Here is a 23,707-nt window from a genome sequence, read left to right as displayed (position 1 = left end):
GCCCGTCGGACTCCGTCAACCGGTGTGATCCCGGGTGTCCAACTTCACCTTGGACGCCAGGTTCAGCATCTCCACCAGGGTCCTGACCTCGAGTTTCTCGAATATCCGGGCCCTGTGATGATCTACTGTACGCGGGCTGATACCCAGGCTGTTTCCGACCTCCTTGCTGGAGACCTCTGCCGGATTGGCAATCATGTGCACGACGATCTGCCGCTCCCGCTCGGTGAGCCGACCGAAACGGGCCTTGACGTCGTTGCTCACCCGTTGCCGGCTATGTTTGTCGACCGCCACCTGTAGCGCCTTGTCGATCAACTCCGCCAGGACCGATTGCCGGAACGGTTTCTCAAGGAAGTCGACAGCGCCCGCCTTCATGGCTCGAACGGATTCCGGCACCCCGCCATGGCCAGTGATGAAGATCACGGCAAGCGGGTAGCCACCTTTGTTGAGCTGGTCCTGAAGATCGAGCCCGGACATCTTCGGCAACCCGTAGTCCAGGACAACGCACCCGGCTGTGCTTCCGTCATAGGCATCCAGAAACGCCTGTGCTGACCCATAGGTCTCGACATCCATCCCGCGCTTCTTGAGAGCACGCGACAACGAGGAGCGAATATCCTGATCATCGTCTACGACGTAAACCCTGGCTTCAGATTTGCTCAAGTATTTTGCTGCCTTCGCCCTGATCCACCTGACTGTCCGGAGCGCTTCTGCTCCGGTCCATCCAAGCTAGCCATGTGGTCGGAAGCGTCAATCCCGCCCGCGACGAGATCGAAACAGAAACGCGCTCCGCCGTCGGGGGCTGGTTCATGCCACAGCTCGCCGCCATTCGTTTGCACGATTGTTTGGCAGATCGACAATCCGATCCCCATGCCGTCTGCCTTTGTCGACTCGAATGCTGTGAAAAGGTTGATATTGGGATCGACGCCGGGACCGTTGTCTTCAACACAAACCTGCACCTTGTCGCCAGCTACCGTCGCGGCGACCCGGACGCGCCGCTCCCCCTCCGTATTGCTCGCCAGCGACTCGATTGCGTTTCGCAGCAGGTTCACAAGAACCTGGGCGACCTGGATGCGAATGGCCTCGACCGGTGGCAGAGGCGGAAGGTCGGTCTCGATCGTCACGTCGGCAGCATGTGCCTCCGCGATCACGAGGCGTTCGGTCTGCTCGACCAGTTCCTTAAGGTCGAACATCGTCCGGACACCTTCGTCCTTCCGAATAAACCCTCTGAGGGCCCGAATGATCTCGCCGGCACGCAGGGATTGCTCCTCGATCTCCGTCAGGATTTCCTGCAACTCGGGATCACTCAAGGACAGTTGCTTCAACGTCAGCAGAGCCGTGTCTGCATTCTGGGCGATCGCCGTCAGCGGCTGGTTGAGCTCGTGCGCGAGACCGGCTGCCAATTGCCCCATGGTGTTGTGCCGCGACAGGCTGGTGAGGTCCTTGTTGAGTTCGGAAATCTGCTCTTCCTTGAGCCTGTACTGGGTGATGTCGTCCATCGTGAGCACAAGGTGCAGGGGCGCTCCTTCCTGATTGTGGACCATGATCGCATTCACAGATGTCCAGATCGTCTCACCATCTTTCCGGCGACACGGGACCTCTCCGCGAAACTCGCCATCCTCCACGCCCACGTAGCCATAGAGCTGCGAAAGGCTTGGATCAGGCCGAATGACCAGATCCTGGAATGTCATCTGGCCAAGCTCGTCCGAGGAATACCCCGTGATTTCAGAGAATTTCTCGTTCACGCGCAGGAGCCGACCACTGCCGGCTTCAATCTGCGCCATTCCACGGGAGGAGAGGGCGAAGGTCCGTCCGTACTCGATCTCGGTCTCCCGCCGCGCGGCGATCTGTTGCATCAGGGTAGCATTTGCCCGTTCGAGTTCCCGGTAGGTTGCCGGCAATGGCTCCGACGGTGGAATCTCACCTTGGGAGATCAAGGCGGATCGGACTGCGAAGGCGCGGACGGGCTTGTGAATGTAGTTGGCCAGTGCGAGGCCGAACACACCAGTCACAATGGCAACCGCCAATGCAATCCAGGTGTTCATCATGCGGTTTTGCTTGATAACTTCCGTAAAGTCGTTCTCCGGCGCGTAGGCCGCGATCGTCCACGGAAGCTTCTCGCTGACCACGGGTTTGACGACGGAAACGTAGGATTCTCCCTCGTAGGAAAACTGTGACACCGCCTCCCGGGTCACCGGCTCGGTGCTCCCCGCCGTAAGCTGGAGGAACGCCGCCCGTGCAATCGGATCCTCGAAGTCGCCGATGCTTGCGAAGCGCAAGGTGCCGTCCGCGTCTTCCGACTTCAGGAATTCCTTGTTCGGATGGGCTATGACGTCGCCATTTTCATGAATGATGAGGGCACGCCCGGTTTTGCCAATACGTTGCCGTGCAAGAAAATCCGAAATCTCGCTGATCTCGATATCGACTCCAACAACCCCTCGTATACCGCCGCCGCCATCCAAAACTGGCGACGCAAGCGTGATCCCCGGCTGTTGCGACGAGAAAAAGATGTATGGCGCCGTCCAGATTGTTGTCAACTCGGCGCGGGCCTTTTCATACCAGGGGCGGGTCCGGGGATCGTATGGGTCGTCCGGGTCCTGACGCTGCTCGACGACAGTAAAATCGTCATCGCGCCAGATCAGGTCGGTCATCCGAGTGCCGTTGTCAACGGTGATGATCTTGGAGCGAAAGGGGGCAGGCCCCTCGCTGCGCATCACGTAGATGAAGTCGCCATCCTCGCTCCCAAGGAAGAGGCCAGCGAACTGCGGCGCGACCTGCAATTGTTGGAACAGCAACCGCTCCAGCAACTCGGGGTTCTCGCTTGTGATCACATCGCTTTGGGCCAGCCTGGCAGAGAGCTCGGCTGCGCCCCTCGCCGGGCCCAGGAAACTCTTCGAGTGCTCCGTAATATTTGCGCCAACGTCGCTCAGGAGACCCCGAGCGTGGTCCAGCAGGGCACGCTCCGACGTGATATGGGAGGAAAACACCACGACCATGACCGCGATGAATTGCAGCCCCGCGAGTCCGATCGCGAGCAGTGCCCCAAGGGATGTTCTCATGTCTGGAAGGTTCCCATGAACACTCTATTGGCGAGATGGGACGGAATTGCAACATGACCCCCACCGGAACAGAGCGATGCGCAATTGGCTCGCCAACTTTCAAGCCCGGCGCAACTCCGCTTCGCTCGCCGTCCCCTTGGGCACCCATAGGCAAATCTACCTAGGCAATCTCGCGAATTCTCATCCGGGACCCATTGTGCAAACATTGAAACAGTCTGGTCGACGTCTTTTTGAGAGGCCGCGTCGACAAAGTTGTTGCGAGTGACTGTTATAGCAGAATTTCAGCGCAGTTGAGTGGTGCGTATAGCAATTCTTTCATAGTGATGCCGGTGTCCTGGACATGTCCAGGCGCCGGCTTTTTCTTTCCGGTCCGGCATGCGCAGGTGCTGGGGCTTGCCGGTACGGTGCAACTTGTCCCGCGTAGGTGCGACTTCCGTCCGGCGCAAACAGCAGGAGTCCGAGTTGGCGGGTATTCGCACCGAGGGCCAATAGTGTCCCAAAGCTGAAACGGGCGCCCAATGCTACTCGTCCACCGACGACTCCCTGACGGCGGAATACGAACGCCTCGCCGATTGGGGATGAGGCGAGGCGTTCTTGGCGCACATACGGGCAATGCACGCTTAGGGCTTTGGAAGCAATTCGTCCGAAAGGATAGCCTCAGTATGGTCACAGATGGAAAGCGGGCAATTCGTAGAATTGCCTACGCGCATCGTGATGGGTCGTCGGGTGGCAAGGCTGCCTGAAGGTTGGTTGGGATCAATTTCGAGAGCCAGTGCCAGGACCCATTGATCTGGTTGCAAATTCCGGGCGATCTTGATCCAAGCTCCCATTCTTCAGGGGGCGTAGTGAGCAATCGCTTCCCAGCCGAACGATGAGCCGATGGCACGGCTCCGGCCGTAGTGTCCGAAGAGCCATGGCAGGCCATGCGTCGATGGCGAACGTGGTCGGCGTGGCGTTTTTATAAATTGCAATGACTTGCGTTAAAGAGGCGCACCAAGTGAAGATGGCGCACCATGACGCTCTTTAATCGCTGGGAGCGGCTCCACTCGGGTGTGCACAGCACCGTGCCCTGCCGGGCAACGGGAGCGACACGGACGTGCTTGCCCGGATCATGGTGGGGTTGGCTTCGGAAGCAACGGATCGGAAAAGATCATGACGCGACATACCTCAACGCGCATGGAACGGCCTTCAGCCCGTGGTTGAACAAGGGGGCGTGTAAGGCTGATCGGGCGCACGAAAGGCGGCCTGAACCCGAAGCTGCATGCCGTCACTGACGCCGCGGGGCGTCCGATCCGGAACTTCATCACTGCGGGTTTTCTTCTCGGCGATGCGAGCATCGGCAGCGCGGCAACGGTCAGCGACGACACTGGCGCCAGGACGCTGGCAGGCAACCTGCCATCAGCCGATTGGCGACTAAAAGATCGAGGATACTGAGCCGTTTCGCGCTATCGGTCCGAGCGACAATGGCGAATGCGGACTGGTTCTGAGAGGCCTTGATAGGAATGCGGATCAAGCCCTGCATCCCTGGAGGCAAGTCGCGCGGCAAACCAAACAGAGACGACAAACGAAAGGTCAAGAGACGCAAGATCATGTTCGGACGCCAGAAAGATTGGGGCCGAGTTGCCACCCGCTACGACTGATCCCTGACTGTATTCCCCTCAGCAAACGCGCTCGTAGCGACCCTAGTGTTCCGGCTCTGAGTCAATGCGCCTCGAACAAAGCAAGTTCGACCTGTGTCATGTCGAGGGTGATCCTCATCCGCATAGCCATCAGGACGACGTATTTTCTCGGCACGAAGACTGGGGAACTGCCGATGGAGAGAAAAGCTTCACCACAGCCCGTGCCGTCGGTGTCCTGCGCATGATGGAGAACGGTATGCCTGTTTCCGAGCAGTTCCGGGATGAGGCATCGACCTGGTCTGCAGTCTGCGCCTTGCCGACCTTCCCAAAAGTCACCACGTTTATCCTAGATCTTCTGTCTTGGGACGACAGAACGTGGGCCATCAGAATAGACGGCTATTTGACGGCGAGATCGAGAGTTTCCACAGGCGAACCCACCGGCCAACGGAAAGCTATTGGCCACGCCATGTTGGGAAATTGGGCCGTCAGTGCCACATCGCGCTTGAGACAGACTGTCGACACACGCGATACTACCTGAACGCCGCGACCGAGGTGCACAGGCACGAACCACAAACCGCGATGGTCGATCCGGGGAGCCGATGAACCCAAAAGGGGTACTCTGGACCACAATCTGAGACCCTCGGAAAATGGCGGCGCTTGTCCGCCCTTCGTGTTGTTCTGATACACTCCGATAGCAATGCCATTCAAAGGGAGCGGCGCCGTCACCGGGCTGACCTAAAATGAAACGTCCGGTTCGCAAAGCATGTGATCGGAGAAAAAGCCAGCAGCTGTCGCACCGTTGATAGCCACTCGCAACATGGGCAGTGTGAACTCCTGCTCCAACACAGCCGAGAGCCTTCGTACGATCCTCAATGGCCAACCTGAAAGGTGAGCTAAAGAGTTTTTTGCGCAGGCATTTCAAATCAGAGTCAATAGGCGTCGAACAGTGTGTTGCTAGGATGCCTTCCGAAAACTGACAGCCGAGGCTGCCCATGCAGTATGTAGGTTGCGACCTCTGCGACCGAATTGTCGAACGCAAACCACCAACTCGTAGACTGCCAAGTTGTGCAGCGAATCGCTCCCGACTGGCTCTACCCTCCTATTTGAAGCGCTTTTTCATGGCCAGTAGGAGAATCACACCCACGCAGAGATCAATGGGTCACGATTGCACTTATGACCAATGACCTCCAAAAGGGAAGAGTCCGTCGCTCCATTCGACCAACCCGACTAGGACGATCCACAGCTTGCAATTTGCAGTACCCCTTTCTAGACTCCGACTTCAATTTGGCAGCTCTGGCTTTTTGAGACTATCCAACCTGGTTTGCTCAAGCAGTGAACGAACAGCCGCGCCCAGTTCTTTGCTGTTCTCGATCCTCTCATAGCTTTCCCGCAAGCCAACACCCTCGCCAAGTTGCGTAGATCCCATCGGCGAACCAACGGTTGGCAGTTCTTCGGCCAACACACTATCTAGCCTTTCAGTCTGAGCTATTCCTCCATCCGAAAGCTCTGGCTTCGATTTCCCAGAAGTACCGCTGAACCCTTGTGCAACACTGGCAAAGCGCTTCTCCAAGCCGGAACCAAGTTCTGCCACTACCTCGAAATCCTCGCCCAACCACGCTTGCCTCGCCGCCATGTCCAATGCTCCCGTTTCTCTCAAAACTCGGCTCGCCAATTTGTTCTTTCCAAGTGCCACTAGCGAGTTCGCTCGAATAAAAGCGTTTTCCGGACCGGCGTCCCCCGCTACCATCGCAAGCGCACGACGCGGGTTGCCTCGTAGCAGGTTTATTCGTGCGCGAAGATGTCTAACGTCCGGAGGCTCTCTCCCGCGGACTTTCCCAACAACGGATTCTGCCAATTCCGGTAGGTTCAACTGTACAAGTCGATTAGCAACTCGAACTAAAACCGTTTGGTCGAGTTCGTCTGGTGTTTGGCCAACCGAATCCCGAACCAGGAAACGCAACAACGCCGAATCGGCTTCGGTAACCAGCATCAGATCCAAAACCCTATTTAAGACTGCGGAGGTCTCCTCTGTGACTTCATCAAGTAAAAACAACGATTGATGGTGCTCCAATGCCGTCTCAAAGTCGCCGATCGTCGCTCGAGCTACAGCCGCGCTTTGTGTTAACTTCCGGCCGATCTCCGTTCCCGCCATTTCACTTGCGAACGCCTCCACGAGCACGATATCTTTCTCTGCCACATATCCTTCGCGCAGCGCACGTTCGATCTGGACGAGAAGTGCCATCGGTGAAATATCGGAGTTTTCGGAAACAATTTCGGGCAACGAGTTTGCCAAGCCCCCCTCGACTTCCAGGAATGAAGTGTCGCCGAGCGAGAGGAGTTCGACCTTTCCCGAGACGCCACCCGAAGCTCTACGCGCCTCCGCAATCACAAACGCCGCCGTATCTGCGAGCCCCGCCTGAGCCAACAGTCGCCCCAGCAACGGGCCCATTCTTCTTCGAAAACCGTCCGGAAACTCTAGGAAGTTTCTTTTGATCTCAATCCCATCTACTGTGGCAAGTCGGCTCACACTCCGCTCGGAAAGGGTCGCCCAAACAAGAGCAGGAGAGTTGCATTCTAGATACTGACTCAGTGGATTCTCACCAGTAAGCTCGACACTATCGATGATATTTGCCAGCCTGCGATACACAGCACGGGTCTCGAATTCCCCCTGAAACTCTGAAAGGACGACTGCTGCTTCCGCTCCGAGCTGAAGCCCCAAGAGTGTCACAACTAAGTCTTCGACTCCACTCCCATTGACCTTCCCACTGCCATCGAACAAAAGAGAGCGCGCCTCCGCCAAGGCATCAAAGCTGGATTGGATCGGTATCCAGCCCGCACCGTCGGAAAACGGACCGTCTTCGCAAGTGAAGTGGTTTCCCACAATAGTGCTTGCATCGATCACTCCGAGGTTACCGAAAACAGTCCTTGCGCGGACATGGTTTCTAAACTCGGGCGCCTTCGCCACACCAGTACCGCGTAAACCGATTTCCGTGGCCATGGAACCAGCTATGCCTTTCCCACGTATGTCTGCAAGACCTTCGGAGTTGGCTCGCTGCATTTCCTGAAGCAATATGGATCGGAGCGTACTCTGATTCTCAATAGTTAACTCTCCCGAATTTTTTGTGGCAGCTTTTGACTCCGCTGGATTCAAAAGTTCTCGACTTCGCCCAAGAAGAGGAAATGGCAAAGGCGAAGAATAGGTTGATTGCAATTCCAAACCTTGCCCTTCGACTACCGAAGCAACTGAATAGACATCTCGTTGAGATCTGGTGTCCTTTATATCGATCGCGATTTCGTGCAATCCAGCAGAAAACACTTCGATCGAACAACTACAATCACTTAAAATTCTCAGATTACCTTCTTCTCTCCCATACGAGATCCCCTGAATACGCGATCGTGGGATAAGATCAAAAACATGACTTAGGTCGATTTCAAAGTCAGATCGGTCAAACTCAACCACGAACCCGAATTTTGTTTCATGTTTCGTCCAATTTACTGGGGTCCGAAACATCAAGACAATACGTGAGAAGGTTTCATGCTCACCCGACAATACGCGAACAACTTCGGCGTGGGCGCACGTTGAGCAAAGTAAAATAGCGAGGAAAACCGTCTGTAGTGTATTCATGCGACAGTCTTTTGCTTAATAGTGCTGAGTGATTGCTCAAGTTCGCTGAACGTTGGACGAATATGGCTTGGCGTGTTCTGTCGCCCAACTTCAATGCAGATGTTCATTGAGTGACTATGGAGATTTGCCACGAGCACTTCACGTATCAATTGGTAAAAATGTCCATCTTCCTCTGTTACCGATCGAACCTTCGATGCAAATGGTCCAACAAGGCCGTACGCAAGGAACACGCCAAGGAAAGTACCAACCAACGCCCCGCCTATGAGTTTCCCGAGTATCTCGGGAGGTTGGTCAATCGATCCCATAGTTTTGATCACTCCCAAGACGGCAGCGACGATACCTAACGCCGGCAATCCATCCGCCATTGTTTGCAATGCATGACTCGAGTGGATGGCATGGCGATAGTTGGCTTCCATTCTTTTCTCGAGAACATCTTCAACCTGGTGAGGGTCGTCATAGTTCATCGAAGCGGAACGGAGCGTGTCGCACATAAGCTCGATCGCCTCTTGATCAGCTAAAATTCTAGGGTATTGAGAAAAAATTGAGGAACTGCCAGGCGCTTCGATATGCTCTTCCAGTGCAACCGGATTTTGCCTCGCCATCTTAATTAATTCAAATAGAAGGCACAGTAGTTCACGGTAGTCATCCGGCTTCCACTTCGGACCGGAAAAGACACGACCGGTATCTCTAAGTGTTCGTTTTATGGATGGCAAATCATTGGAAACTAGAAATGCACCAATTGCCGCCCCGCCAATCATAGTAAACTCGTAGGGTAACGACTTTAGAATTATCGCCATCTTCCCGCCGGCAGCGAGATATCCGCCAAACACCAATAGGAAGGTTGCCGCGATTCCCAACAAACCGATCATTCGGAGCTCCCAAGATTGCTTCTTAGTTGACGGCGGGAAGGCATGAAGTTAGCCCGCTCAATCTAGTCCTTCGGTACATTCAGATTCCGCCCTACCAAGTATGCGCTGAGTGCGTACGCTGCATTCGGCGATAATTGAGCCATGATTGGTGCGGCGGCCTCAGGACGCATTCGCGCAAGGAAACCAGAAGAGAAAACTGGATCCATCGCCTCAAATATCAATGACGCCTGCTCGGGTTTCATCCTTTCATAGACCCTGGTTAGACGCTCCACGTCGCGTTCTGCAGCCCCATCCGCGAGTGCGAGCACAGAAACCAGTGAATCCTCCGCTTCGGCTAACGCAGAGAGGTTTATTTCTATTTCCCTCTCAATGACCTCAAGCGTCTTGGCCCGATACTCCACACTCCCCTCCCGCACATCCAACTCCTCTTGTCGACGTTGCAGAACGTCAAGTACACGCGAAATATCTTCCTCGTTATTGCAGTGCGGATCTCGCTTATCCCCTTCAACTTTTTCGTTGATTAGGTCAATTTGAAGTGCAAATGCGGCACTCGCACCATTTAGTGTTCTTAGCCCACCAGAGGAAGCAAGCAAGATCGCTACTAAGACCAGGATGCGCCGCCGCGGCACACGATTTAGGTTTTTTTTGGCTCTCATGAGGCGCCTTCCGAGGTTGTGCGAGCAACACTGCGCCGGTGCCGCCGAACTTTTGGTCCCCTCTCGCTCCGGCCTTCGAGGTCCGGCATGTCATGCATTGACGCCAGTAGCATTTCCATTTGTGCGGCAGCGGCCTCCGCTCGGTGCGTTATCTCTTTCAGGCTTCGTTCTGACGCGCGAGCAGACGCCTCTGCACGCTCCAAGGCGCTTTTTAAATCATCTACTTGGACAGAAAGAACAGCTACCGCACCTCCCATGCCTTTCTCGAGGTCGGTAAACTGTGTCAGCCTGCGAGAGAGGATCAGACAGTATAGTGCAGCGACGAGTGCACCGGAAATCATCAACACGTCAGAAACCAACTCCATTCCTACCTCCTAGTTCAGCACAAATTCAGTGATAAGAAGATCTCGGACATTGCTCTCGCCAGCCACCAACTGGACCCGGCGGAGCATCTGGGCGCGCAGGCGGATCAAAGAACTTGGTCGCTCAAGCTCGGGAATATCGACAGCCCGAAGGTAGCCATTCAGAACATCCAGAATTCGCGGCATTAGTGCGACGACAACATCCCCGTTTTCGTTTCCAACCTCTACGTGGGCGCGAAATCGCAAATGGCGGGTCTTATTCGCTGTGCCAAGGGAGACAACGATGGGTTCAAGTTCGACAAAGGATGGAATTTGGGCCGGCAATGCTGAGTCATGACCGCTAAGAATCCCCTCGCTCTTCCCAAACTTCGAAGACAATTCGGGGCCAAGGACTCTGTTCGTATAGGCGGCCCAGAACGTCGCCGCCGCCAAGGCAATTGAGAGTAACAAGGAAGAAAAGAACAAAACTCGACTGTTTTTGTTTGACACCGTTACTTCCGTGGTCGTTTCTGTCATACCAAACTCCATGGAACGAACATTCATGTTTACTATCCCCACAAGCCTAAGTAGGGGTTAAGATCGTCTGGCCGTCGCAATCGGTCGTCGAGCACTTTGTGATATGCATGGAGCAAGGCTGATCTTAGCCCGGATGGCCCCTATCGAAGCCGCAGGCAAAGATGGGAAAAACACGATTCGGGTAGATCGTGCACCATTCAGCGACCCACCGCTGCAAGCCGTTCGAAACGCAACTTCGGATTCAGAGATATGCCGCCTGTCTGCGACTTCACCGTCGTTGGCCAGCAAGACTTTGAGCACCGAATTGCTTTCGCGGATTAGCTCGGGCAACGTTTCGCGACTTACGTTGGCGGCCAGGGAAAGCCGGCTACCTGTTGTCTATCCATGGCGCGCCTCGCCAATGTTGCATGCTACACTAGCGGCCTGCGAGAGACGCCCCGACGCCATTTTCGGAGAGGCTGCCGTCGCGATGTCCTGAACTTTGAAAGTCGATAGTGCTCGGCTAAGGCTTTGGGCATCATCTTTCAAAACACTACTCGCTGCGGTAACTTCTTCCGAAGCCGATGCATTCGCTTGGGTGCTGGAATCGAGTGTCGAAACCGCTGAGTTGATCTCCGAGATGCCGGAAGATTGTTGGTTCATCGACTCGGCCACGCTTTGCATCTGATCACCTACGCGATTCACCGCCTCCACGATGTCGTCCAAAGTTTCTTGTGTTCTGCCAACGCTCGCGACTCCGGTCTCGATCTTTTCCCTAGCGGAGGAGATCACCTTAGAAATCTCGGCAACCGATTCAGTCGATCTTTGAGCGAGCGAACGGACCTCCGATGCGACAACTGCGAACCCCTTTCCGGCATCTCCTGCTCGGGCGGATTCGACCCCTGCGTTGAGGGCCAACAAGTTGATTTGGAAAGCAATATCCTCAATTATTCCCGCAATCGATTCCATCTTTCGTGAGGCGTTGTTGATCTCGGACAATGCCGTGACGGCGTCTCGGCTGATCGACGCGCCGGCTTCCGCAGCCTGAGTGGCGGTCATCGCGTCCGTGTTGGCCTGGGAAACGTTCGCGGCAACCTGACGGACGCTTGCTGACATTTCCTCAAGCGCCGCTGACGTTTCTTCAAGCGATGCCGCGTTGCGCTCAGATCGGCGCGACATCTCCACTGCAGCCGCCTGCAACTCACTCGACTTGCCGTCAACACTCGATCCTCTTTCTGAGAGCTGTCCAATCAAGGCGTTCATTGTCTCAAGCGTCTGGTTCACATCGGCCTGAAGATGCGCAAACGCGCCATGGAAACTGCCGGTCACCCGGCTGGTGAGGTTTCCGTCCGCCATTTCCCGAATGACCCGGCCCGTTTCTGTGAGGCCTGCATCAACGTTCGAAAGCATCTCGTTGATCGATTGCGCCATTTGCGCGAGGCCTTCGTTGCCAGTCTCCGCCTGGACGCGAGGCGAGAAATCTCCCTCGGCGGCTTTGACAATCACCCGGTTCACAGCTTGTCGGAAGTTCTCCAGTTCTTCGAGGCGCCGCCGCTCCTCTTCGGCCCGTTGCCGATCTTGCTCCGCAGCGCGCCTTTCCGCTTCGGCCTGCTCTTTCTGGCGCTCCTGCTCCCGGGTGTTCGCGGCCTCGGTCTCGGCTTCCAGACGCCTCGCCTCCTTGGCGTTGTCCCTGAAGACCACCAACGCCCGTGCCATATCACCAAGCTCGTTCGCCTTGCCCTCCCCGACGACCTCGACCTCCAGGTTGCCGGCGGCCAACTCGCTCATCGTGGCGACGGACTGCCTGACGTTCCGGGAAAGGGTCCGGCCAATGCGCCACGCCAGTACCAAGGCAACCAGGATCGAAAGGAGACTCATGATTTCGACGGCATCCGCCGCTCTCTTCACGCCGGAACTACCAGCAGGTCCGAGAGTGTTCTGACGATCCACGGTCTCCCCTTCGAATGACTTCAGCGCGTCTTCGACCTTGAGGCCCATCTCATCCATGGCTTGGTAGAAGCCGTTGCGCTGCTCGATTGTATGATAGATCCGGTCCGCGCGGGAACGGTACTTGATGATATCCGACAAAGCGCCCTGAATGAGTTTCGCATGTGCAGGGATTGTCAACTCGTCCGCCAGCTCAGTGCTCCCATTGAGCGCCTTGTCGAGCTGGCCGATTGATTCGGTGAAGGCTTCTTCCAGATTTTGCAGCAGAAATCGTTCCAGGTGAAGCCGCCCTTGCAGGAGATATTGCTGCACGACACCGGCCGCGAACCCGATCTCGATATCGCCCCGTCTTTGCGCAACGTCCATCAGTTCGGACAGTTTTTCCCGCGCACTCGGCCCAAGATCTGAGATCTCGACAACCAACTCGTTTCTCATGTCCTGCAGGACAGTGGCGCCCTCGAAATGGCTCCGGTAGTCGTCAAGATCCGAGGCGATGGTTTTGAAGAACTCCGTCAACTCCGAGTTGTCAGCATACTGCTCCTGGCTCTCGCTGAGGTGGAATTGCAGTTCTTCGAGCTTCGCGAACATTTCGGTGCGACTCTCCTCGGACGCCGTGGAGCGGAACTCCAACGCGTCGAGGCGGACCGTTGTCAGGTCCTTCCTAAGGTCGGACGAAAGAACACTCAGGCCCGCTGCCTCCCGGTACTCCGTGAAAATACTCCCGACTTGCTTGGTCAAAACAACGGAAACGACGGCGATCAGGCACAGCAACACGCCGACGCTGCCCATGGCCATGTTAATCTGCGAGCGAATGGTCCACCGACTCCAGTCGATGCGGTGTTTCAGGGGCGTCATGCCGCGTGCCTCCTTGGGGGAACTCGGCCGTCAATTGCCCACAGAAACACTAACAATCTTAAAACGTTCGCCGGTGCAAAAGATCAACTTGTGCGGATATCGCAGCCCCCGTGCAGATCAATGAAGGCCGAGCCGACTATGCGTTGGGGAGGACCTTCCCCGGGTTCATCAATCCCTTTGGATCGAGCGCAGCCTTTACCTGGCGCATGACCTGCAACGCCACCGGGTCCTTTCGCCGTCGCATGGACGGCAGTTTCGCTATGCCGATGCCGTGTTCTGCCGAGAAGGAGCCGCCAAGCTCCTCGACGAAGGCCTCGATCTCTTCCGTCAACCTGTCCACCAGGCTCGGATCGTCGCTCCCGGGATAGGCCGTATAGTGGACATTGCCGTCGCCGAGGTGACAGACGACATGGGCCTCGACGGCTTCATCAATTCGCTGAAGGCGTGGGCCGATCTGGTCAATGAACCCCTCCACAAGGTCCAACGGGACGGAAACATCGGCGTTGATTGCAGGCTTTCGGGCGAGTGCGACCTCAGCATTGGCTTCCCGAAGGGCCCACATGGCCGCGCGGTGCGACTCGCTTCGGGCAACAACTGCATCGAGGACTTCCCCTGCTTCCATCCCCTCCACGAGGCACTCCTGCAGAATGTTGACGATGGGCAGGCTTCCATCCGCCTCCGGCGTGACGTCACGGGGAGCGCTCGCGCCGACTTCGAGGAGGATGTTGATCGCCCGGGGTGCGTCGAAAGGTGCGCGCAGATGCGGAAGCGCGGCAAGCATTCGTGCCACGGTATTCCCCGGCATGTATTCGTAGGCCTCCACGGCGCCGCCAGTCGTCTCCTGCAACCGGTTCAACAGTGACAGTGCCTCCCCCAGGGTGTTGGTGGCAACCATGGCGGTAGCGTAGGCCCTTGGCCGGGGAACGAGTTTCAGCGTGGCCGCCGTGATAATTCCCAGCGTGCCCTCGGCCCCGACGAAGAGGTCCTTCAGATCGTAGCCCGTGTTGTCCTTATGCAACGCTGACATCAGATCCAGCACCTCGCCGGTCGGCAGCACGACCTCCAGCCCGAGGCACAGGCTTCGGGTGGAGCCATAGCGCAGCACGTTCGAGCCACCGGCATTGGTGGCGAGGTTGCCGCCGATCATGCAGGAACCGCGTGCGCCGAAGGCCAAGGGAAACGTCAGCCCGTGGTCCGCCGTCGCGGCATGAAGCGTGTCGAGCACGACCCCCGCCTCCACGATCGCCACGCGGGCGTCGGGCCGGATCTCCCGGATGGCATTCATGCGTTCCAGCGAGACGACCAGCGCACCATCGGCCTTCGTCCCACCCGCAAGGCCCGTGTTTCCCGAAACCGGCACGATGGGCACACCTGCGGCCACGGCCAGTTTGACTGTGGCGCTGACCTCTTCGGTACTGGATGGACGTACGACTGCCAGCGGCGCTCCCCTGTAGACCCCCGTCCAATCGGAGGCGAAACGACTGCAGTCCGCGCCCGTCAGAACCTGTGATGGGTCAAGGATTTCAACTAGCTGGTCGATCAGGGACATCGGAAATCCTTCGTTTATTCCGCGGCGCGTGCCATGAGGGCCTCGACAGAGGGTCCGAGCGACTGGACCATCAGCCCGACGCCCCGGGCGTTGGGATGCAACCCATCCTGCTGCATGTATTTCCGCATCAGAGTGCGTACATCCGGCGGGTTGGCAATACCGGCGAGAAAGCTGCTCAGGTAGAGCGTCCGGTACTTACCTGCCAGCTCGGGGTAGGCATTGTCGAACGCCTTCTTGTAGGCAGGTCCATAGTTTCCCGGAGACTGGTATCCGACCAGAAGAACCTCCACCCCGGCGTCCCGCGCCGCTTTGAGAATTCCGTCAAGATTGAAGCGGACATTGGCCGGGTCGATCCCGCGCAACATGTCGTTGCCGCCCAGCGCGACAATCATCGCGTCGACCTCTGGCGTCAGTGTCCAGCCAACGCGGGACAGCCCACCTGCAGTGGTGTCGCCGGATACGCCAGCGTTGATCAATGTCACATCATGGCCCCGCTCGCGCAGCCAGGATTCCAGCTGGGGCACCAGGCCATCCTCAGCCGGCAAGCCATAGCCTTGCGTGATACTATCGCCGAGGGCTGCGATAGTCACGGTTTCGGCACCTGCCATCGCAGGAAGTGACAGCGCGACCAGGACTGTCAAAACTGCCTTGCGAAACCGCTGCACCGCGCCATATCCAAAACGATGGAACAGACCGGAGATCCTGCGCATGCCCGAGCCCATCCTGTCACTTCGCGACGTGACGCTCTCGCTGGACGGCAACGCCGGTCGGGTGGACATCCTGCACGGGATCACGCTGGACGTGGCAGTGGGTGAAACCCTTGGGCTGGTCGGGCCGAGCGGCTCAGGCAAGTCGTCTCTCCTCATGCTCATGGGCGGGCTGGAACGCGCCACCTCCGGCAGCATCATGGCGGCAGGCCACGATCTGTCAGCGATGGGCGAAGACGCGTTGGCCCGCTTCCGTCGCCATCATATGGGTGTGGTCTTCCAGAGCTTCCACCTGATTCCGACAATGACGGCGCTTGAAAACGTCGCAACCCCATTGGAACTCGCCGGCGTTGACGATGCATTCGACCGTGCCGCGCTGGAGCTTCAGGCCGTCGGGCTCGGGGATCGGATCGACCACTACCCCGCACAATTGTCCGGCGGTGAACAGCAAAGGGTCGCTCTGGCGCGGGCCGCGGCACCTCGACCGCGACTGCTGCTCGCGGACGAACCCACCGGGAATCTCGACGGCTCCACGGGCGAAGCGATCATGGAATTGCTCTTTGGCCTGCGGGATCGGCACGGCGCGACCCTTGTCCTTGTGACCCATGCACCCGAACTGGCCCGGCGCTGCGATCGCGTGGTCCGCCTGGAAGACGGTCGGGTCGACACCGCGGAGGCCGCAGCGTGAACCTGCGCAACGCCGCCAGGATTGCGCGCCGGGAGCTGCGAGGTGGCCTGCAGGGCTTTCGGGTCTTTCTCTTGTGCCTTGCGCTCGGAGTTGCAGCGATAGCCGCGGTGGGCTCGGTGCGCACCGCGATCGAAGCCGGGCTTGCGAGCGAAGGCGCGGTGCTTCTCGGCGGCGACGCCGAGATGTCGTTCACCTACCGCTACGCCAATGAGGCAGAGCGCGCCTGGATGACGGACACCGCTCGGATCGTATCCGAAGTGGTCGACTTCCGGTCCATGGCCGTAGTTGGTGAAGGGGACGCAGAGGAACGCGGGCTGACCCAGGTCAAGGGCGTCGATGCAGCCTACCCTATCTATGGCGAGATGGTGCTCTCGCCGAGCATGGGGCTCGATACCGCCCTTGAGGTCCGGGATGGCGTGCCGGGAGCGGTCATGGAACGTGTCCTCGCGGACCGGTTGGGACTCTCCATTGGCGATCCGTTTCGCATGGGGACACAGGAGTTCCGGCTCTCCGCCCTGATCGAGCGCGAACCTGACAACGCCGGTGACGGGTTCGGATTGGGACCACGCACGTTGGTGCGCACCGAGGCGCTTGCAGAGTCATCGCTCCTCGCTGCCGGGACGTTGTTCGAGACCCGCTACAGATTGGCGTTCGCTGATGGCACTGACGTGAACGCGAGGAAGGGAGAGGCGCTTGACCTGTTCCGGGATACCGGCCTGCGTTGGCGTGACAGCCGCAATGGTGCCCCTGGCGTGGCTGCCTTCGTGGATCGGTTGGGGGCCTTTCTTGTACTTGTCGGTCTCGCCGGACTTGCGGTGGGCGGCATCGGTGTGTCCGCTGCGGTGCGCGCGTATCTGGAAGGCAAGCGCGAGGTGATCGCCGTACTGAAAACCCTCGGGGCGGACTCGGGCACGATCTTTGCCGCGTATTTGCTCCAGATTGCCGCCCTGGCGGTGCTGGGTGTCTGTATCGGACTCGTCCTCGGAGCGGTTGCGCCGCTGGCCTTGGCGCCCGTCATCGAAGCCCGACTGCCGGTGCCGGCGGAGTTCGGTATCTATCCGGCCCCCCTGGCCGAAGCTGCCCTTTATGGTTTCCTGACTGCGCTTCTTTTCACCCTGTGGCCCCTCGCCCGTACCGAGGACATCCGCGCCGCCGCGCTGTTTCGAGATGCCGTTTCCGGTCGTTGGCGCATGCCGCGGCTGGTTCACCTCGTACTAACGATCCTCGTGGCCACTACGCTGGTAGGGGCAGCGGCCAGCTTCTCAGGCGTGCCTCGTCTGGCCCTCTACGCAGCCGCCGGGATCATCGCGTCGCTTGGCCTTCTGGCACTGGCGGCCTTCGCCATTCGCGCCCTCTCCCGCAAGCTTGGCCGATCTCGTGCGCTGCGCGGGCGACCTTCTTTGCGCCTTGCCTTCGGCGCAGTCGGCGGCCCCGGGGGAGAAACAACATCCGTCGTTCTTTCCCTCGGCCTCGGACTGACCGTGCTGGCAGCGGTCGGGCAGATCGATGCAAACCTGCGTTCGGCGATTGCACGGGACCTGCCGACGGTCGCGCCGTCCTACTTCGTCGTGGATATCCAGCCGGGCCAGCTTGAAGGATTCCTGGAACGAGTGGAAAATGACCCGGGAGTCAGTCGCGTCGAAACCGCGCCAATGCTGCGCGGAATAATTACACGCATCAACGACTTGCCCGCGCGGGACGTGGTAGGTGACCACTGGGTCATAAACGGTGACCGGGGGGTCACCTATAGTGCCGAACCCGCCCCGCAGACCCGTATCCTCGATGGCGAGTGGTGGCCTGCGGGGTACTCCGGTGACCCGCAGGTCAGTTTCGCTGCCGAAGAGGCGGAGGAGATGGGCCTGGCGCTCGGCGACAGGATCACCGTAAACATCCTCGGGCGGGACATCACGGCCCGGGTCACGTCCTTCCGGGAGGTCGACTTCTCCACGGCGGGGATCGGGTTCATCATGTCGATGAACCCTGCAGCGCTTGCCGGCGCTCCGCACAGTCACATCGCGACAATCTATGCCGACCCCGCATCCGAGGCCGCGATCCTGCGCGACCTCGCCAGGTCCTATCCGAACATCACCGCCATTCGTGTCCGCGATGCGATCGACCGTGTGAGCGAGGTTCTGGCCGGGATCGCAGCCGCGATCACCTATGGGGCCATGGCGACGCTGCTCACGGGCGTCGTGGTCCTGATCGGCGCCGCCGCTGCCGGAGAGCGGATGCGCGTGTTCGAGGCAGCCGTGTTGAAGACCGTCGGAGCCGTGCGCGGTCAGGTTCTGGGGTATTTTGCCATCCGGTCGGCCCTGCTTGGCGGGGCTGCGGGGCTGGTCGCGATCCTCTGTGGCGCAATTTCCGGCTGGGCGGTCACGACCTTCGTCATGGAGACGGACTATACGTTCGAGCCGATCTCGGCATTGCTCATCGTGACCGGAGGTGTGTTGGCAAACCTCCTTGCAGGGCTGGGATTTGCCTGGCGCCCCCTGTCCGCGCGCCCGGCGCATGTGCTGCGCGGACGGGAGTAGCTCAGACTGCGCGTCCGTGGACTCAACAACCATCTGACCTTGGGGTTCAGCTTCTCAGCAAGGTGCGTTATGGGCTGGCCATGCCCCAGGAACTGCCCGACCTGTCACGCCCGCTGACTCTCCCTTTCGATACGGTGATCGACGTCCGCTCACCAGACGAATTCGCGGAGGACCACGTCCCGGGCGCCATCAGCCTGCCGGTCCTCGACAACGAGGAACGCGCCATCGTCGGCACGATCTACAAGCAGGACAGCCCGTTCAAGGCCCGCAAGATCGGCGCCGCAATGGTGTCGAGAAACGCCGCCCGCCATATCGAGGGTCCCTTGGCCGACAAGGACGGCGGCTGGAAGCCGTTGGTCTATTGCTGGCGGGGCGGGCAACGCTCGAACTCCTTCGCCTCCATCCTGCAACAGATTGGCTGGCGGGCGGACGTTCTGAAGGGCGGCTACCAATCCTATCGCCGTGCGGTCGTGGCACGCCTTTATGACGCCCCCCTTCCCTTCCGGTTCGTCCTTCTGGACGGAGATACCGGCACTGCAAAGACCGAGGTGCTACACAGGGTTTCGGAGCGTGGGGGACAGGTACTTGACCTGGAGGGTCTGGCCAACCATCGGGGGTCGGTTCTCGGTCCACGACCGGGCGGGCAGCCCAGCCAGAAGATGCTGGAGAGCCGGTTGGTCGAAGCGCTTGCGGCCCTCGATCCGAATCGGCCGGTTCTGGTCGAAGCTGAAAGCAGCAAGGTCGGGAACCTGCTGATCCCTCCTTCTGTCTGGAGCGTGATGCGCGCCGCGCCACGTTGGCGGCTGGAAGCCTCGCCTGCGGATCGTGCGAAGTACCTTGCGCGGGCCTATTCCGACATCTCGGAGGATCGGCAAGGGCTCAAGGACATCCTGTCTCTGCTGATAAGGTTGCAGGGAAGGGAGCGCGTGGCGGAGTGGCATGCTATGGTGGATCGTGGGGAGTTCGAAGCGCTCGCGCTCGACCTCATCACCCGCCACTATGACAGCCGCTACGCCAAGGCGCGGAGCGCTTCGGGTGAACCCGCCGAACGGTTCCCGATCCGGCTGGAGGCCGACGGACTTGACCGCGCCGCCGACACTCTGGTGGCAAGGTTGTCCTGACCGGACGCCTGAGGATCACAGAACAGAGATGTGCGGCGCGCCGGCCTCAATCGTCCCGATCCTTGCCGCCCTGAAGCCATCGGACCGGAGCCCATCGAGCATGGCGTCAACCTCCTTCGGATCCACAGCCGCGAGCAGGCCACCCGCAGTCTGAGGATCGAACAGCAAATCCGTGCGCGGACCACTGGCAAGTGTCATGGCTGCGGCCGTCGCCCGGTTTCCGGGGTAGAGGGTCGAGCGAATCCCCCGGGAGGCCAGCGCTTCGGCACCCGGGTAGAGCGGAATGTCCTCCGGCCTCAGCGTCGCCGCGCATCCCGAGGCCAGACACATCTCCATCAGGTGTCCGGCAAGCCCGAACCCGGTCACATCGGTCATGGCATGTGCGGTCCGGAGACGCTGGGCCGCGCGCCCCTGCGGCCGGGCCATCTCGTCGAGCGTCGCAATCACATCGGCACCACGGGCCAAACCCTGCATCTCCGCCGCCAGAACCGTTCCGGACCCGATCGGTTTCGTCAGCAGGAGCACATCGTCGGGCTTCGCGCCCTCAAGGGTGATGGGATAGGGGCCGGAGAGCCCCGTCAGTGTGAAACCGAGCGTCATTTCCGCGCCGACGCTGGTATGCCCACCGACGAGGTCAGCCCCCTCGGCACGGAGCACCTTCGTGGCGGCATCGAGGATCTCACCAAGAACCTCCGATTGCATCGCGCCACGCATCCGGGGAAGCGTCACGCTGGCAAGAGCAACCTGCGGGCGGGCACCCATCGCCCAGATATCGCCAAGCGCATGCACGATCGCGATCCGCGCGAACTGTGCCGTATCATTGGAGAACGCCCGCAAGTGATCCGTTGTGATTACCTGCCAGTCGCCACCCATCGCCAGGATCGCCGCATCATCCCCGGGCAAGGTCAGGACGTCCTTGCGTTGAGGTGGCGGTATACGATCCAGGCCGGCCTTCAGCTCTGCTCCCGCAACCTTGGCGCCACAACCGCCACACAGGGGTGCATCCCCCAGGACATCACCAACGCCCTGGGCCACCTCGCGGGGGAGTTTGGTCTGCGGCATCGGCGGCAGCTCCTGGAACCGACGCATGAACTTGCGATCGATATGGTCCTTCCAGTGCCAGACCCACTCGCCTTTGAACGACAGGCCGGACCGGTCCGCGACAGCCTGTCCGTCTCCCAGCGAGACCAGCTTGAGGTACTCGCCTTGTGGTCGAAACTTCCGCATCTGCCGACCGGACAGGGCACCTCGCAGGTTGCGATAGAGGACAGGTGCTGCCCTAACGGCATAAACGCCCGCCTTGGGCCGCGGGTTGAACCCGAAATGCGCGCAGTCTCCACTGGCGAAGACATCCGGGCTGCTGACACTTCGCAGGAAACGGTCCACAACGATGTGCCCGTCAAAGGTCTCCATGCCCGTTTGCCCCACCCAGGCATGTGGACGTGCCCCCGCCGCGCCGATCGTGAAATCGGACGGATAGGTTCGCCCATCGGTCGTCCGGACGCCATCAGAGAGGACTTCCTCCACACCGGTATGCTCGTGCAGGGTGATGTCCGCCTTTCGAAGTGCCTCGAACAACAGGCTGCGCGTGTTGCCCGCGACACCCGAAAGGGCGGCACCGGCATCCAGCACCCGAACCCTCGCTAAAACGCCAAGTCCGCGAAGCCGGTTGCCGGCGGCGAGGGCAAGCTCCACACCGGCAAGGCCCGCACCGATCACACAGACATCCGCAGTGGCAATCCCGGTCCGCGCCCGACACCAACTTTCCCATCTGTCGAGAAACCGATCGAGCGGCTTCACAGGCTCCGCGTCGCTGGCGAATCCCGCGATCTCGGACATTGCCGTGTGGATTCCAAGGTCGAGCGAGGCAACGTCGTATCGGATCGACGCTCTCCCTTCGAGGTGCACCAACTTCTCTCGGGTGTCGAGCCCGGTGGCACGGACCGGAAGGAACCGCGCCCCGGCAAAACGGCTGAGCCGAACGAGATCGATCTCGCAGGCCTCCCGCGCATACGTCCCTGCGACAACGCCGGGCACCATACCGGAATACAGCGACACCGGATCAGGGTTGACCAAGGTGACACGGCATCCGGCAAGCCGGTTCATCCCCCACATCCGGAGCGCCAACGCATGGGTATGCCCCCCCCCGATCAGAACGAGGTCCCGCGTCAGGGGCAGTTGTGATTGCATGTTGTCGCTCCGGTTCCCTGTCCCAACAGAAGCAACCGCGGCGCTGAAGGTAAAGCCCATAAGATCCTCTGCGAACCCTTGCCGATCTGGCCGTAGGGATTCGTCCTGATATCGGGTCAGAATCCGCTTGACGCGTCTCGCAGGCTCGATTAGTTCCCGCCCACGCATTGGGGCGGAGTAGCTCAGCTGGTTAGAGCAGCGGAATCATAATCCGCGTGTCGGGGGTTCAAGTCCCTCCTCCGCTACCAACAATCCAAAGAAACATCAGCCATCCTCTCTCGTTGACGTCTTTCCCGAACCCCAATGGGGGACATATGGGGAGTGATTTCACTGAGCTTCACAGAGAAATTCTAAAACTCCTTCTAATGTGGGAATCTTCTGACCTTGTGTCGATGGCTGAAGTGACCTTGATTCGAGATAGTTAGACAGCGCCGCATCGAAGTATCAGATCACCGCGCGTTGCCGCCGAAGGACGTGAAATGGCCGACGACCGCTTCTCGGTCGCATCGTAGAAAGATTGCTTCGGCTTCCCAAAGAACTGGTCTAGATCGCTGGTTGGGATTGGGACACATTCAATATCTTAACCAGATGGCTCCGCAGTCGCGAGCGCGACGGTTGACATTAATACCTTCGGACATTTTGCGTATTGTGTCGCCACTTGACGCCAATCCTTCTACCGACCGAACATGATCTCGATACGGTTGCGACGCTTGTATCTGCGCTTGTCGTATCGCACTGGCGTGTCGCAAGATTCTCTCCCTTCGATGCAGGGCCGTATCCCCTGTCAGTTAAGGCAACCCGGAACCAGTTTACATCGTAGCCGCGATCATCCAATCAGCCGCGGGCAAGCTGCTCATGAGCGTCCTGGCGCCCGTGCAATCACTGACCTGTCCGGCGATCATGAAGAACCGTATGGGACGACCAGAGGCGTCCGCCATAGCGTGCAACCTAGTGTTCATCGCGCCCTTGGTGCGCCCGATCAGGCGCTCACGCCCCCTTTTCAGTCGCAGACTTGAGGCCGTGCGATGTGCCTTCAGATAGTTTGCGTCGATCATGATCGCATTGTGATCGGAATGCCCGGCGGCCAACCCTTCCATGATCCGGGCAAACACGCCCTGGTCGCTCCATCGTTTCCAGCGATTTTGGAGGTTTTCGGACGGACAGTATTCCCCTGGAGCATCCGAACATCTCAAGATGTTGCAATTTATGAAGATAGTCCCGCTCAACACACGCTGATCATCGACACGTAGCTTGCCATGGCTCTTGGGAAAGAACGGTCTCAACCGGGCCATCTGCTCGTCGGCTATCCAGAACAAGTTGCTCATAACGTCTCCCGAAGTTCAGGAGCTTGAATGAGTCCGGAACGTCAACCGCAACCAAATCAATGGATTCACAGCCTAGACGCTCCGTCGTTGAAACGTGAGACCTTGGCTCGGCATT

Annotated in this window: 14 protein-coding genes, 1 tRNA gene and 2 pseudogenes; 5 read left to right on the top strand and 12 right to left on the bottom strand. The window is 59.0% G+C overall.

Annotated elements, in window-relative coordinates; all coding sequences use genetic code 11:
- Positions 1 to 15 precede the first annotated feature (15 nt).
- Positions 16 to 657, bottom strand: a complete 642-nt coding sequence (locus CLV78_RS14325; RefSeq protein WP_106205511.1) for a response regulator transcription factor — start codon at positions 655 to 657, stop codon at positions 16 to 18.
- A complete protein-coding gene (locus tag CLV78_RS14320) occupies positions 654 to 3,053 on the bottom strand; it encodes a cache domain-containing protein (protein ID WP_106205510.1) in 2,400 nt (799 codons plus the stop codon). Before CLV78_RS14320 ends, CLV78_RS14325 begins: the two co-directional genes overlap by 4 nt.
- A gap of 879 nt (positions 3,054 to 3,932) precedes the next feature.
- Here CLV78_RS14320 and CLV78_RS14315 point away from each other — a divergent pair.
- A pseudogene (locus tag CLV78_RS14315) lies at positions 3,933 to 4,693 on the top strand (transposase family protein).
- A 1,258-nt stretch (positions 4,694 to 5,951) separates the two neighbouring features.
- Here the strand turns inward: CLV78_RS14315 and CLV78_RS14305 are convergent.
- The 8 genes from CLV78_RS14305 to CLV78_RS14270 form a co-directional block, all read right to left on the bottom strand.
- Complete coding sequence (locus CLV78_RS14305) at positions 5,952 to 8,297, bottom strand: hypothetical protein (protein WP_146136695.1); 2,346 nt, start codon at positions 8,295 to 8,297, stop codon at positions 5,952 to 5,954.
- Complete coding sequence (motA, locus tag CLV78_RS14300; RefSeq protein WP_106205507.1) at positions 8,294 to 9,166, bottom strand: flagellar motor stator protein MotA; 873 nt, start codon at positions 9,164 to 9,166, stop codon at positions 8,294 to 8,296. The genes CLV78_RS14305 and motA overlap by 4 nt, the downstream gene beginning before the upstream one ends.
- Positions 9,167 to 9,228: 62 nt before the next feature.
- Positions 9,229 to 9,822 carry a MotE family protein gene (locus CLV78_RS14295; protein WP_106205506.1) on the bottom strand — a complete coding sequence of 198 codons (594 nt, stop codon included), beginning with the start codon at positions 9,820 to 9,822 and terminating at the stop codon, positions 9,229 to 9,231.
- Complete coding sequence (locus tag CLV78_RS14290; RefSeq protein ID WP_106205505.1) at positions 9,819 to 10,187, bottom strand: hypothetical protein; 369 nt, start codon at positions 10,185 to 10,187, stop codon at positions 9,819 to 9,821. The genes CLV78_RS14295 and CLV78_RS14290 overlap by 4 nt, the downstream gene beginning before the upstream one ends.
- A gap of 9 nt (positions 10,188 to 10,196) precedes the next feature.
- Complete coding sequence (locus tag CLV78_RS14285) at positions 10,197 to 10,700, bottom strand: flagellar basal body-associated FliL family protein (RefSeq protein ID WP_158263535.1); 504 nt, start codon at positions 10,698 to 10,700, stop codon at positions 10,197 to 10,199.
- A 378-nt stretch (positions 10,701 to 11,078) separates the two neighbouring features.
- Positions 11,079 to 13,481, bottom strand: coding sequence for a methyl-accepting chemotaxis protein (locus CLV78_RS14280; RefSeq protein WP_106205503.1), 2,403 nt, complete (start codon positions 13,479 to 13,481; stop codon positions 11,079 to 11,081).
- A 136-nt stretch (positions 13,482 to 13,617) separates the two neighbouring features.
- Positions 13,618 to 15,030 carry an FAD-binding oxidoreductase gene (locus CLV78_RS14275; protein ID WP_106205502.1) on the bottom strand — a complete coding sequence of 471 codons (1,413 nt, stop codon included), beginning with the start codon at positions 15,028 to 15,030 and terminating at the stop codon, positions 13,618 to 13,620.
- A gap of 14 nt (positions 15,031 to 15,044) precedes the next feature.
- Positions 15,045 to 15,740, bottom strand: coding sequence for an arylesterase (locus CLV78_RS14270; protein ID WP_106205501.1), 696 nt, complete (start codon positions 15,738 to 15,740; stop codon positions 15,045 to 15,047).
- Here CLV78_RS14270 and CLV78_RS14265 point away from each other — a divergent pair.
- From CLV78_RS14265 to mnmH, 3 genes are all read left to right on the top strand, one after another.
- Positions 15,739 to 16,425: an ABC transporter ATP-binding protein gene (locus CLV78_RS14265; RefSeq protein ID WP_106205500.1), complete on the top strand. Its 687-nt coding sequence runs from the start codon at positions 15,739 to 15,741 to the stop codon at positions 16,423 to 16,425. The genes CLV78_RS14270 and CLV78_RS14265 overlap by 2 nt on opposite strands.
- A gap of 2 nt (positions 16,426 to 16,427) precedes the next feature.
- Entirely contained in the window at positions 16,428 to 18,956 is a 2,529-nt protein-coding gene (locus CLV78_RS14260; RefSeq protein WP_211300995.1) for an ABC transporter permease, read from the top strand.
- Between the two features lie 80 nt (positions 18,957 to 19,036).
- Positions 19,037 to 20,077 (top strand): tRNA 2-selenouridine(34) synthase MnmH, encoded by a 1,041-nt coding sequence (gene mnmH / locus CLV78_RS14255; protein WP_106205498.1) that lies wholly within the window; start codon positions 19,037 to 19,039, stop codon positions 20,075 to 20,077.
- 15 nt (positions 20,078 to 20,092) lie between these two features.
- On the opposite strand, the gene selD is transcribed toward mnmH, so the two are convergent.
- Entirely contained in the window at positions 20,093 to 22,267 is a 2,175-nt protein-coding gene (gene selD, locus CLV78_RS14250; RefSeq protein ID WP_106205546.1) for a selenide, water dikinase SelD, read from the bottom strand.
- A 171-nt stretch (positions 22,268 to 22,438) separates the two neighbouring features.
- Between selD and CLV78_RS14245 the strand changes: the two genes are divergently transcribed.
- Positions 22,439 to 22,515: transfer RNA gene (locus tag CLV78_RS14245), tRNA-Met, on the top strand.
- A 332-nt stretch (positions 22,516 to 22,847) separates the two neighbouring features.
- Here CLV78_RS14245 and CLV78_RS14240 read toward each other — a convergent pair.
- Positions 22,848 to 23,592 (bottom strand): annotated as a pseudogene (locus CLV78_RS14240) (IS5 family transposase).
- Between the last annotated feature and the right edge of the window lie 115 nt (positions 23,593 to 23,707).

It is taken from the genome of Aliiruegeria haliotis (genome assembly GCF_003003255.1).
GTDB lineage: Bacteria > Pseudomonadota > Alphaproteobacteria > Rhodobacterales > Rhodobacteraceae > Tropicimonas > Tropicimonas haliotis.
This window is presented reverse-complemented; position numbering and strand designations above follow the sequence as displayed.

Coding starts and splice junctions, on each gene's coding strand:
- CLV78_RS14305 (WP_146136695.1), bottom strand. CDS start 8,297: ATGAATACACTACAGACGGTTTTCCTCGCTATTTTACTTTGCTCAACG.
- motA (WP_106205507.1), bottom strand. CDS start 9,166: ATGATCGGTTTGTTGGGAATCGCGGCAACCTTCCTATTGGTGTTTGGC.
- selD (WP_106205546.1), bottom strand. CDS start 22,267: ATGCAATCACAACTGCCCCTGACGCGGGACCTCGTTCTGATCGGGGGG.
- CLV78_RS14320 (WP_106205510.1), bottom strand. CDS start 3,053: ATGAGAACATCCCTTGGGGCACTGCTCGCGATCGGACTCGCGGGGCTG.
- CLV78_RS14275 (WP_106205502.1), bottom strand. CDS start 15,030: ATGTCCCTGATCGACCAGCTAGTTGAAATCCTTGACCCATCACAGGTT.
- CLV78_RS14290 (WP_106205505.1), bottom strand. CDS start 10,187: ATGGAGTTGGTTTCTGACGTGTTGATGATTTCCGGTGCACTCGTCGCT.
- CLV78_RS14285 (WP_158263535.1), bottom strand. CDS start 10,700: ATGACAGAAACGACCACGGAAGTAACGGTGTCAAACAAAAACAGTCGA.
- CLV78_RS14280 (WP_106205503.1), bottom strand. CDS start 13,481: ATGACGCCCCTGAAACACCGCATCGACTGGAGTCGGTGGACCATTCGC.
- mnmH (WP_106205498.1), top strand. CDS start 19,037: ATGCCCCAGGAACTGCCCGACCTGTCACGCCCGCTGACTCTCCCTTTC.
- CLV78_RS14295 (WP_106205506.1), bottom strand. CDS start 9,822: ATGAGAGCCAAAAAAAACCTAAATCGTGTGCCGCGGCGGCGCATCCTG.
- CLV78_RS14270 (WP_106205501.1), bottom strand. CDS start 15,740: ATGCGCAGGATCTCCGGTCTGTTCCATCGTTTTGGATATGGCGCGGTG.
- CLV78_RS14265 (WP_106205500.1), top strand. CDS start 15,739: ATGCCCGAGCCCATCCTGTCACTTCGCGACGTGACGCTCTCGCTGGAC.